The 9,773-nt window shown below is 63.4% G+C and carries 13 protein-coding genes; 6 read left to right on the top strand and 7 right to left on the bottom strand.

The window, feature by feature from the left end; all coding sequences use genetic code 11:
* Window positions 1-84: 84 nt before the first annotated feature.
* Both NCT05_RS34960 and NCT05_RS34955 read right to left on the bottom strand, forming a co-directional pair.
* Window positions 85-492: an Hsp20/alpha crystallin family protein gene (locus NCT05_RS34960; RefSeq protein WP_008345656.1), complete on the bottom strand. Its 408-nt coding sequence runs from the start codon at window positions 490-492 to the stop codon at window positions 85-87.
* 28 nt (window positions 493-520) lie between these two features.
* The gene (locus NCT05_RS34955; protein WP_250504481.1) at window positions 521-961 is read right to left on the bottom strand and encodes an Hsp20/alpha crystallin family protein; all 441 of its coding nucleotides are present in this window, start codon (window positions 959-961) and stop codon (window positions 521-523) included.
* A gap of 245 nt (window positions 962-1,206) precedes the next feature.
* Between NCT05_RS34955 and NCT05_RS34950 the strand changes: the two genes are divergently transcribed.
* The gene (locus NCT05_RS34950; RefSeq protein ID WP_033535688.1) at window positions 1,207-1,590 is read left to right on the top strand and encodes a hypothetical protein; all 384 of its coding nucleotides are present in this window, start codon (window positions 1,207-1,209) and stop codon (window positions 1,588-1,590) included.
* Between the two features lie 122 nt (window positions 1,591-1,712).
* Here NCT05_RS34950 and NCT05_RS34945 read toward each other — a convergent pair whose 3' ends face one another.
* Entirely contained in the window at window positions 1,713-2,342 is a 630-nt protein-coding gene (locus NCT05_RS34945) for a CGNR zinc finger domain-containing protein (protein WP_250504480.1), read from the bottom strand.
* A 143-nt stretch (window positions 2,343-2,485) separates the two neighbouring features.
* Here NCT05_RS34945 and NCT05_RS34940 point away from each other — a divergent pair, with 143 nt between their 5' ends.
* A complete protein-coding gene (locus NCT05_RS34940) occupies window positions 2,486-3,340 on the top strand; it encodes an alpha/beta fold hydrolase (RefSeq protein WP_250504479.1) in 855 nt (284 codons plus the stop codon).
* Window positions 3,341-3,381: 41 nt separating this feature from the next.
* Here the strand turns inward: NCT05_RS34940 and NCT05_RS34935 are convergent, their stop codons facing one another.
* The 3 genes from NCT05_RS34935 to NCT05_RS34925 are packed head-to-tail and all read right to left on the bottom strand — an operon-like array spanning window position 3,382 to window position 5,098.
* On the bottom strand, window positions 3,382-3,630 hold the full coding sequence (locus tag NCT05_RS34935; protein WP_008345665.1) for a pentapeptide MXKDX repeat protein: 249 nt from the start codon (window positions 3,628-3,630) through the stop codon (window positions 3,382-3,384).
* A gap of 47 nt (window positions 3,631-3,677) precedes the next feature.
* Window positions 3,678-4,454, bottom strand: coding sequence for a molybdopterin-dependent oxidoreductase (locus NCT05_RS34930; protein WP_175982154.1), 777 nt, complete (start codon window positions 4,452-4,454; stop codon window positions 3,678-3,680).
* Between the two features lie 14 nt (window positions 4,455-4,468).
* Entirely contained in the window at window positions 4,469-5,098 is a 630-nt protein-coding gene (locus tag NCT05_RS34925; RefSeq protein ID WP_250504478.1) for a cytochrome b/b6 domain-containing protein, read from the bottom strand.
* Window positions 5,099-5,463: 365 nt separating this feature from the next.
* On the opposite strand from NCT05_RS34925, the gene NCT05_RS34920 reads away from it, so the two are divergent.
* The 4 genes from NCT05_RS34920 to NCT05_RS34905 all read left to right on the top strand — a co-directional run bounded on the left by NCT05_RS34920 (window position 5,464) and on the right by NCT05_RS34905 (window position 7,254).
* Window positions 5,464-6,009: a sigma-70 family RNA polymerase sigma factor gene (locus NCT05_RS34920; protein WP_250442261.1), complete on the top strand. Its 546-nt coding sequence runs from the start codon at window positions 5,464-5,466 to the stop codon at window positions 6,007-6,009.
* Complete coding sequence (locus NCT05_RS34915; protein ID WP_008345671.1) at window positions 6,006-6,647, top strand: DUF1109 domain-containing protein; 642 nt, start codon at window positions 6,006-6,008, stop codon at window positions 6,645-6,647. The genes NCT05_RS34920 and NCT05_RS34915 overlap by 4 nt, the downstream gene beginning before the upstream one ends.
* A gap of 113 nt (window positions 6,648-6,760) precedes the next feature.
* Window positions 6,761-6,988 carry a hypothetical protein gene (locus NCT05_RS34910; RefSeq protein WP_008345673.1) on the top strand — a complete coding sequence of 76 codons (228 nt, stop codon included), beginning with the start codon at window positions 6,761-6,763 and terminating at the stop codon, window positions 6,986-6,988.
* A 47-nt stretch (window positions 6,989-7,035) separates the two neighbouring features.
* Entirely contained in the window at window positions 7,036-7,254 is a 219-nt protein-coding gene (locus NCT05_RS34905; protein WP_250504477.1) for a hypothetical protein, read from the top strand.
* 52 nt (window positions 7,255-7,306) lie between these two features.
* Here NCT05_RS34905 and NCT05_RS34900 read toward each other — a convergent pair whose 3' ends face one another.
* Window positions 7,307-9,724 (bottom strand): glucose/quinate/shikimate family membrane-bound PQQ-dependent dehydrogenase, encoded by a 2,418-nt coding sequence (locus NCT05_RS34900; RefSeq protein WP_250504476.1) that lies wholly within the window; start codon window positions 9,722-9,724, stop codon window positions 7,307-7,309.
* Window positions 9,725-9,773: the final 49 nt, after the last annotated feature.

Here is a 9,773-nt window from a genome sequence, read left to right as displayed (position 1 = left end):
GCGCATCCGGGTCTGCGCAGTCGGAGGGTGGCGGCAGACGGCCGCCACCCACGTTCTCCTGTCGTTGCTGCCCGCCCGCCGGCCTCAGTTCGTACGCACTTCGATTCGGCGCGGCCGGGCTTCGTCGCGGCGCGGTATCGTCAGCTTCAGCACGCCGTTCTTCAGGTTCGCATCGATTTTCGATGCGTCGAAGTCAGCCCCCAGCGAGAACGCCCGCGCGAAATGAGGCTGGCGGATCTCCGCATGCTGCAGGCGCAGTCCTGCCGGCGTGGGCACCACCGCCTCGGCCTCGATGTACAGGTTGCCGTCGTGGACCTTCACATCGAGCCGGTCCTTCGTCACGCCGGGCAGATCCGCCCACAGAGTGACGCCCTGGCTATCCTCGAAGACGTCGACGGGCGGCGCCAGCGTGATCCGGCGTGGCGACTGCTCGTCGTCGCGCCGAGCCACCGTCGTGTCGTCTTTCCTGGCAAGTTTGGTCGTGTCGTTCATGATGTCCTCCTACGTTCTGCGACGCGTTTCATTGAACCGTGATGGCGCGCGGCTTCGACGTCTCCCGCTTGCCGATGCTCACGGTCAGGCAGCCATTGGTGTACTGCGCCGTGACCTTGTCCGGGTCCGCGTGCTGCGGCAGTTCGATGACGCGCCGGAAAGCGCCGACGAACCGCTCCTGCGCATAGGTACGCGTGTCGTCGCCGGATTCCGGCTGTGCGCTCCCGCGCTCGCCGCTGATGGTCAGCAGCCCCTTGTCGATCGATACATCGAGGCTGGCCGGATCGACACCCGGCGCGAACGCGACGATCTCGATCGAGTCGTCGGTCGAACCGATGTTGACCTGCGGGAAGGCGCCCGAGCGCCCGGAACGGATGCTGGAGGGGAAACCGCCGAAGAGGCTCGCCATCTGCTGTTGCAGACGGTCGAACTCGCTGAAGAGGTCGGTCCCGAAGTAGAGATCGCTCATGGTCATTTCCTCCTTGAAACCAGCAGGAAGACGAACCGGCCTACGCGCTCCAGTTCGTCTGCCATGCTGCGGGCAAACAAATCGAAACACGCAGCGCGCCGGACTGCTGGCGCGACTGCCTGAGCGGAATTCAAGATAGGATCCCGAGCGGAAATTTCAAGGGGATTTTTGCGACTTTCCGCTCTTGAATTGGAATGCCCGCACCCTATCTTCACGACGCTTCCGACGGACCATGCGAGGACATCATGGAATTCGAATACGATTGGCTGACCCTGGGCCGGCACCGAATCCGGCTGCGCTCGACAAGGGGTTTTCCGACCGAGACGATGCGTACGGCGGTCGAGGTCATCCGGCTGGCTATCGACAGCAACATGAGCGCGCGTGCGCGGCTCGTTGAAGTCGTCTTCCAGCAGGAATCTGCTTACGAGATTGCCGTCGGCACCACGTTCGCCGACGACCGGTTATGTGCGCCGCAACTGGAGGTGGCGATCGCGACGGTCCTCGGCCTGCAGCCCACGAAGATCAATATTTCCGTGACGGTGGTCACGCAGGAAGAGGTCGATCTGCACTTCGGAGTCTACGAGAGAATGCTGGCCGAAAAGCTCGGCGTGGTGCCGCCGATCCAGTGAACCGTCGCACGCCACACCAGAGCTCCAGACCTGCGGCGAACAATGAGTGCGCGACCTTGTCCCGGCGTCCGGTAGCCTCGAGCAGGGGCCGGACCTTCGATCTCGCGTCACGCCATTAGAACTCAACCGCCCTTTCCTTCCCTGAGCCGCGCGCGATGCGCGGCGACTTTCGCGCGGTTCCCGCAACTGGCCATGCTGCACCAGCGGCGAGCGTGACCGCGCGTGTGATCGGCGAATAGCAGCGTGCATGTCGGACCTTCGCACGCTTTGACGTAGGTGAAATCCTCTTCGCAGACGAGTTTCGCGAGCGCCTCGACAATCGGCATCAGCAGCGACTCGGCCGTCGGATAGCGGCGCTGCATCGCGAATGCAAGCCCGCTCGACGCGCTTGCATCCGCGACGATCGCGCCGTGTTGTTCATCGCGCATCAGCACGGTGTTCAGCGCTTCCAGTTCGCGCAGGTCTTTAGCCGCGAGCGGCCGCCCCTTGTTCTTCTGCACGAACGATCTGAACCATTCGCGCAAGCCGCGCGCCTTCGCCGCGACCTCGTCGAGTTCGGCGGGTGCGATTTGCGAACGCATGTGCGCAAGCACGTCGGCGGGCACGAGCCTCGCCTGCTCGAGCCATGACAAAAAGCCTTCGCCGTCGGCGAGCCAGTCGACGGGTTCATCGACCGGCGTGGCAACCGAGTTGAGAAAGTCGAGGCCGGGCGCGTCAGCCACGAAGAATGCGGGAAGTGAGCGGTATTCCATTTCTTCGGTCCAGCGGTGTTTCTACGATGACTTCATCGTAACCGCTAAAAACGCACTTGACAAGTTACCTAGTCGATAAGTAACCTTCATCGCAGACGTTTAACGGTTACACGAACGAACGCCCTCACTCGCGGAGAAACAACATGTCCACCATTGCTCATCGCCATATCGACGTCGACGGTTTCAACGTGTTCTATCGCGAAGCCGGTCCGGCAGACGCGCCGAAGCTGCTCTTGCTGCATGGCTTTCCCAGTTCCAGCCACATGTTTCGCGACCTGATTCCGCTCCTGGCCGACCGCTTTCATATCGTCGCGCCCGATCTTCCCGGTTTCGGCCTCACCGACATGCCGAGCCGCGACAGCTTCGCATACACGTTCGATAACATCGCCGGCGTGATCGACCGCTTCACGGAACGGGTCGGCTTCGATCGCTATGCGGTCTACGTCTTCGATTACGGTGCGCCGACCGGTTTCCGCCTCGCGCTGAAGCATCCGGAACGCATCGCGGCGATCGTTTCGCAGAACGGCAATGCCTATGAGGAAGGACTGAGCGACGGCTGGAGTCCGATCCGCGCGTATTGGCAGACGCCGACGCAGACGAATCGCGATGCGTTGCGCGCGATGCTCACGAAGGACACGACGAAGTGGCAATACACGCACGGCGTGCCCGATGCGTCGGCGGTTTCGCCCGATGGTTACTCGCTCGACGACTACTACCTGAACCGTCCCGGCGCGCACGAAGTGCAGCTCGATCTGTTCGCCGACTATCGCAACAACGTCGCGCTTTATCCGGCGTTTCAGGCGTATTTCCGCGAGCATCGGCCGAAGTTTCTCGCCGTGTGGGGCAAGAACGATCCGTTCTTCCTGCCGCCGGGCGCGGAAGCGTTCAAGCGCGACATCCCGAACGCGGACGTGCGCTTCTTCGACACGGGCCACTTCGCGCTCGAAACGCACGCGGCGCAGATCGCGGCGGCGATCAAGGAATTCCTCGCCGATTAATCACGGGTAAGCAAGGCCGGGCGCGCACCCGGCCTTCGCTTTTACTGCGACATCGCGCCCGAAGCCGGATGGTCCATGCCCATCGCGTTGTTCTTCTTCATCTTGTCGCTCTTCTTCATCGAGTCGTGCGACATCGCGTCCTTGCTCATCGAGTCGTGAGACATGCTGTTTTTGCTCATGGCATCGTGAGACATGGCGTCGTTGGACATCGCGCCGCTCGCCTGCGCGAACGCGGACGAAGCGCCGAGCGCCATCATGGTTGCAAACACTGCGGTCATCAGTCGCTTCATGGTGCATCTCCTTCGTGGGTTGAAAAGCAAAAAATGCGGTGCGGCGATCAGGAACCGCCGAACCAGTTGTAGCCCTGGTCGACCCAGTAGCCGCCCGGATACGTATTGGTGACGAACATCTCGACGATGTGCTTCGGGTTCTTGTAGCCGAGCTTGGTCGGCATGCGCAGCTTCATCGGATAACCGTATTTCGCGGGCAGACGCTCGCCGTCGTATTCGAACGTGAGCAAGGTCTGCGGATGCAGCGCGGTCGGCATGTCGATGCTTTCGTAGTAGTCGTCCGCGCAGCGAAAGCCGACGTATTTCGCGGTCGTGTCCGCGCCCACGCGACGCAGAAACTCGGAGAACGGCGTGCCGCCCCATCGCCCTATCGCGCTCCAGCCTTCGACGCATATGTGCCGCGTGATCTGCTCCGCGTGAGGCAGCGCATACAGCTCGGGCAAGGTCCACACACGCTTGCCCGTGACGAGGCCGCTCACCTTCAGCCGATAGTCGCCGCCATCGACATGCGGCACGTCGTCGATGCCGTAATACGCGTTGAACGGAAACGGTCGCGTGAGCTGCGCTTCGGTATAAGTGGGCGCGAGACGCTTCGGGTCGAAGAGCAGCGCCTGCGCGCGATCGTTCAGGCGCGAGACGGCGGTCAGGAACGTGTTGACCGAGTCTTCATCGGTGATGGAGCAGCCGGTCAACAGCGACAGGCCGCCGAGCGTCAGCATGCGCTTGCCGAAGAGACGCCGCGAAGGCATGTCGAGTTCGCGGCGCGCGTCCGCGAGTATCGAGGCGCGGTCGAGCTTCATGATCTTTCTGTCGTTCGTGTTCATCGCGAGTCTCCGGATCAGCGGCCGCGCAGCATGGTGAGCAGCGAACGCGGCACGAGCGCGACCATCGCGACATGCACGACCACGAACGCAGCCATCAACGCCATCGCGCAGAAATGCACGACGCGCGCGCGGTCATAGCCGCCCATCATTTCGCGCAGCAACGGAAACTGCACCGACTTCCAGATCGCGAGACCGGACAGAACGAGCAGGATCAGATCGATCACGACGAAGAGATAAGCGAGCTTCTGCACCGCGTTGTATTGACGAAGGTCCGCGTGCGAAAGCTTGCCGGTGAGCGCCGCGATCAGATCGTGCAGGACGGCGCGCGGCGAGAGCGGAAAGAACTTTGCAAGAAAGCGGCCGCTCGCGAGATTGAGCGCGAGATACACGATGCCGTTGAAGACCAGCAGCCACATCGCGGCGAAATGCCATTGCAATGCCCCGCCGAGCCATCCGCCGAGCGTGATCGACGCCGGAATGACGATGCCTGGAAACACCGGCGAAGCGTCGTAGATGCGCCAGCCCGAAAGCATTAAGATCAGCGCGGCGAACGCGTTCAGCCAATGCGTGATGCGCAGCCAGAGCGGATGAATGGGCGGAATGCGTTGCGCGGTTTCGCGCGTCTGCGTGAGTGTCGTTTGCATGTCGGTCCCCGTGATGAAGCGTCGGATACGGGTGAATTCGTCGCGAGTCCGCGTTCGGTTACAGACGGGTTTTTCTTTTTCTGTTTCCCGTCGTGTAACCAATCGGCACGCAAAGACGAACTAGCTCACAAGACATGCAAGGAGTTCGTCATGCGGATACGCACGGCTTTCAACACGCTTGCGCAATGAAAAAGATGGACCGCGACGGCGCGTTTTCGACCCTCGTGAGCGCTATTGCGGCGCATCACGGCTTCGTCTATTCTGAAGCGCCCGATCTGACACACGACGCGTCCGCGCCCCGTACGCGCACGTCAGGCGCCGTGTATGAATCGCCGTCCGGCCGTCTCGCCAATACGGGAACCATCTTGCAAGAAGCGGAAAACCGCCTGAGAGTGCTTTTCATCGCCGGACTCGATGGCGACCCGAACGCATACCGCGATTTTCTGCAGGCGCTTACGCGGCACTTGCGCGGCTATCTGCGCAGACGCATTCCGCAGCATCGCGACGATGTCGAAGATCTCGTCCAGGACATTCTGCTCGCCGTGCATAATGCGCGTCACACCTATCGCACCGACGAACCGCTGACCGCGTGGCTGCACGCAATCGCGCGCTACAAGCTGATGGACTATTTCCGCTCGCGCGCACGCCGCGAATCCCTGAACGATCCCATCGACGACTATGCCGACTTGCTCGCCGTCTCCGACGACGAACCCGCGCAAGCGCGGCGCGACATAGGCAAATTGCTGGAGGCCTTACCGGACAAGCAGCGCCTGCCGATCGTGCATATGAAACTCGAAGGCTTGTCGGTGATGGAAACCGCGCGCATCACGGGGCTGTCGGAATCGGCGGTCAAGGTCGGCGTGCATCGTGGGCTCAAGGCGCTCGCCGCACGGCTTCGGGGGTTGCGATGAAAACCGACGACCTCATCGGGCTGCTCTCGAATCAGGTGACGCGCATCGATCGCGGCGCGGTGGCGCGGCGCTTCGCCAGGGCGCTGCTGCTGGGCGCGCTCGGCTCGGTGATCCTGATGGCCATCGTCTACGGCGTGCGGCCGGATCTCGCGAGCATCGCGCGCACGCCGGTGTTCTGGGCCAAGATGGCGTATCCGTTCGTGGTGGCGATCGGCGCGTTCATCGCCGTGACGCGGCTCGGGCGTCCGGGCGTTCGTGCGGGTTATGCGTGGGCGCTCGTCGGCGTGCCGTTCGTCGCGGTGTGGCTCGCGGGCTGGCTGGTGCTCGAGGGCGCCGCGCCGGCCGAACGTCTGCCCATCGTGCTCGGCCAGTCGTGGCGTACGTGTCCGTTCAACATTCTGCTGCTGTCGGTCCCGACTTTTCCCGCCGTGTTCTGGGCGATGAAGAGTCTCGCGCCCACACGCCTTCGCCTCGTGGGCGCGGTCGCCGGTCTGCTCGCGAGCGCGATCGCCACCGTCGCCTATTGCCTGCATTGCCCGGAGATGAGCCCGGCGTTCTGGAGCGTGTGGTACGCAATCGGCATGATGCTGCCCGCGGGCATCGGCGCTTGGCTCGGGCCCAGGCTGCTGCGCTGGTGATCGGCGTCGTGAGGCGCGAGCGTACCGAAGCCGATCCTGCCAGGCCCGATCAATGCTGATGTAAGGAAGCGCGACGTCGCCGCGTCCGATCAGATGTCAGCCGGAGCAACGCCATGGGCCCCACTTCCCTTACTTTCGACATCGATCCCACCCCGCGCCGGGCAGACGGCGAGTTCATGGCCCACGCGCGAATCACCATGCCCGCGGAAAACGGAAGCGAGGGCCAGATCTTCATGAGCGGCGATCTTGCCGGATTCGACACGCGCGAAGACGCGATCGCGTACGCAAGGATCTGGGCCCGCGACTGGATCGACGCTTTCGTGCGGCTCAATACGCGATGACGCGTCCGCACGATCCCATCCCTGATATCGACCACCGAGACGAAAGCATGAACCAGCCGGAAAACAACGCAGCCAATGCAGAGGACGAGCGCGAAAAAGACCGCGCGGCTCGCGAAGCGCTGGACCGCGGCGACAAGGAAAAAATCGACAAAAAGCTCGATGAACTGGGCGTATCGAGAACCGAGTCCGGAAAAGACCAGTCGTCGAAACCGGACACGGAAGGATCGAATTCATCGAGCAAGAACCTCGACGAGCAAAGCGACTAGCCGGGCTCCGCCGTCCCGCCCGAATCGATCGATCAGGCGGGACGAGTCGCGGTCAATGCTTGTCCGGCAGCGCATACGCGATCACGTAATCGCCGAGCTTCGTCAGAAACGAGCCGTGACCGCCCGCCGCGATCAGCACGTACTGCTTGCCGTTCGCTTCGTAGGTCATCGGGGTGGCTTGGCCGCCGGCTGGCAAACGCGCTTCCCAGAGCTTTTCACCGGTGTCGGTGCTGAAGGCGCGCAGGTAATCGTCCTGCGTCGCGCCGATGAAGAAGACGTGCCCGGCGGTCGTCATCGGTCCGCCCAGCATCGGCATACCCATGCGGAACGGAACCGGAATCGGCGATGCATCGCGCGTCGTGCCGATGCGTTTCTTCCAGATCACCTTGTTCGTGTCGAGATCGAGCGCGGCGACATAACCCCACGCGGGTTGCTTGCAAGGCAGACGCAGCGGAGACAGGAAAGGATTGAGCTCCACGCCATACGGCACGCCGTATTGCGGCTGAATGCCGACTTCGGTGCCGGTGCCCGCCTGGCCCGCTTGCGGCGGATCGATCGGGTTGCCGGGGCCGCGCGGCACGAGCTTCGAGACGAATGGTAGCGCGATCGGATTGGCGATTGCGATGCGTCGGTCCGTATCGACGGCGAGCCCGCCCCATTCGAACATGCCGAGATTGCCGGGGAACACGAGCGTGCCCTGCTCGGACGGCGGCGTGAACGGCCCTTCGTACTTCAGCCGATGAAAGATCACGCGGCACATGAGCTGGTCGTACATCGTCGCGCCCCACATGTCCGCGTCGGTCAGGTTCTTTGCGGGCCGGAAAGTGAGCTGCGAGAACGGTTGCGTCGGCGAGAGGCGATCGCCCTTCGCCGCGCCTTGCGGGACCGGCTGCTCGGGCGCGGGCACGATCGGCTTGCCGGTGCGACGGTCGAGCACGAAGATGTTGCCGGTCTTAGCCGGTGCGTAGATCGCCGGAACGATGTTGCCGCTCTGATCCCTGATATCCGCGATGGTCGGCTGCGCGGGCAGGTCCATGTCCCAGAGATCGTGATGCACGGTCTGATAGAACCACGCGAGCTTGCCCGTCGATGCGTTGAGCGCGAGCAGCCCGCTCGCATAGCGCTCCTGATCGGGCGTGCGGTTGCCGCCCCATATATCGGGGGTCGTCACGCCCATCGGCAGATAGACGAGATCGAGCTTCGCATCGTAGGCAGCGGGCGCCCACGAGTTCGGCGAGTTCTGCGTGTAGCTATGCTGATCGTCGGGGATCGCGTTCGGGTCGTGCGCGCCGGGATCGAAGGCCCACAGCAGCTTGCCGGTGTTCACGTCGAAACCACGGATCACGCCCGACGGCTCGCGCGTGCCGTAGTTGTCCGTGACCGCGCCCGCGACGACGATCACTTTCGACGTGACGATCGGCGGCGACGTCGGCTCGTACTGGCCGGGCGTCTTGACCGGCTGCAGATGCTGAAGATCCAGCACGCCGTTCGTCGCGAACTCGGGGCACGGCTTCCCGCTCGCGGCGTCGAGTTCGAAGAGACGCCCATCGTTGACGGGCAACACGATGCGGCGCGCGCACATCGGCAGATTCGTCGTGTTGCCGGCGGCGCGCGCCTGCTCGGCGGCGGGCGTCTCGTAGTACGACACGCCGCGGCAAGTCACGTGCTGGAAACTCGGATCGGGCTTGAGCTTCGGATCGAAGCGCCATTTCTCCTTGCCCGTGGCGCCATCGAGCGCGATCGCATTCTGATGCGGCGTGCAGAAGAAGAGCGTGCCGTCGATGGCGAGCGGCGCCACTTCATCGGTGATCTCGACCGGATCGTTCGGGCCTTTCATGTCGCCCGTGCGAAAGCGCCAGGCTTCCTTCAGTTCGTGCGCGTTGCCCGCGTTGATCTGCGCGAGTTGCGAATAGCGCGTGCCGGTCTGCGTATTGCCGTAAGCGCGCCAGTCGCCATCTTGCTGCGCGGGCGCAGTGGCGGCAGCCGACGGCGCCGCGCGCACCGTGCCGTCCAGCTCCTGCGGATCGTTGAACACCGCATATGCGAGCGCGATGCCCGACAGCACGATGGTCGCACCGAGCGCGAGTGCGCCGGACTGCCGGGGCCACGTAAAGATGCGCAGCACGAATGGCAGCACCATCCATATGCCGACGATGACAAGCACATCGAGACGCGGCGCGAGCGCCCAGAAGTCGAAGCCCGACTCGACGATCGCCCATATCAGTGTGCCGAGCAACAGCGCCGCGTAGAGCCACAGTGCGAGGCCGTTGGCGCGCCAGACGAGCCACGCGATCACGAGCATCGCCACGCCGGCGACCACGTAGTATGGCGAGCCGCCCACCGCGATCAGCCATCCGCCGCCGACGGCCATGTAAAGCCCCGACAGAACGAGAAAGACGATCGTGATCCACTTCGGCACGGACGAAGGCGAACGATGCCGCGCGGGCGGCGGCGAGGAGGATGTGTTCATTCGATGGAAAAAGGATGCGTTGCCGGCAACGCAGCAGTCGTCGTGCCTG

The organism is Caballeronia sp. AZ7_KS35 (genome assembly GCF_023631045.1).
Taxonomy (GTDB): Bacteria; Pseudomonadota; Gammaproteobacteria; order Burkholderiales; family Burkholderiaceae; genus Caballeronia; species Caballeronia zhejiangensis.
The sequence above is the reverse complement of the archived record's forward strand: the minus strand, read 5'-3'. Positions and strand labels throughout refer to the sequence as shown.

What these genes read in the sequence shown, in the direction of transcription:
- NCT05_RS34915 (WP_008345671.1), top strand. Translation starts at nt 6,006, where the DNA reads ATGAAAACCGACGACCTCATCGGGCTGCTCTCGAATCAGGTGACGCGC.
- NCT05_RS34940 (WP_250504479.1), top strand. Translation starts at nt 2,486, where the DNA reads ATGTCCACCATTGCTCATCGCCATATCGACGTCGACGGTTTCAACGTG.
- NCT05_RS34910 (WP_008345673.1), top strand. Translation starts at nt 6,761, where the DNA reads ATGGGCCCCACTTCCCTTACTTTCGACATCGATCCCACCCCGCGCCGG.
- NCT05_RS34960 (WP_008345656.1), bottom strand. Translation starts at nt 492, where the DNA reads ATGAACGACACGACCAAACTTGCCAGGAAAGACGACACGACGGTGGCT.
- NCT05_RS34935 (WP_008345665.1), bottom strand. Translation starts at nt 3,630, where the DNA reads ATGAAGCGACTGATGACCGCAGTGTTTGCAACCATGATGGCGCTCGGC.
- NCT05_RS34905 (WP_250504477.1), top strand. Translation starts at nt 7,036, where the DNA reads ATGAACCAGCCGGAAAACAACGCAGCCAATGCAGAGGACGAGCGCGAA.
- NCT05_RS34900 (WP_250504476.1), bottom strand. Translation starts at nt 9,724, where the DNA reads ATGAACACATCCTCCTCGCCGCCGCCCGCGCGGCATCGTTCGCCTTCG.
- NCT05_RS34930 (WP_175982154.1), bottom strand. Translation starts at nt 4,454, where the DNA reads ATGAACACGAACGACAGAAAGATCATGAAGCTCGACCGCGCCTCGATA.
- NCT05_RS34955 (WP_250504481.1), bottom strand. Translation starts at nt 961, where the DNA reads ATGAGCGATCTCTACTTCGGGACCGACCTCTTCAGCGAGTTCGACCGT.
- NCT05_RS34945 (WP_250504480.1), bottom strand. Translation starts at nt 2,342, where the DNA reads ATGGAATACCGCTCACTTCCCGCATTCTTCGTGGCTGACGCGCCCGGC.
- NCT05_RS34925 (WP_250504478.1), bottom strand. Translation starts at nt 5,098, where the DNA reads ATGCAAACGACACTCACGCAGACGCGCGAAACCGCGCAACGCATTCCG.
- NCT05_RS34950 (WP_033535688.1), top strand. Translation starts at nt 1,207, where the DNA reads ATGGAATTCGAATACGATTGGCTGACCCTGGGCCGGCACCGAATCCGG.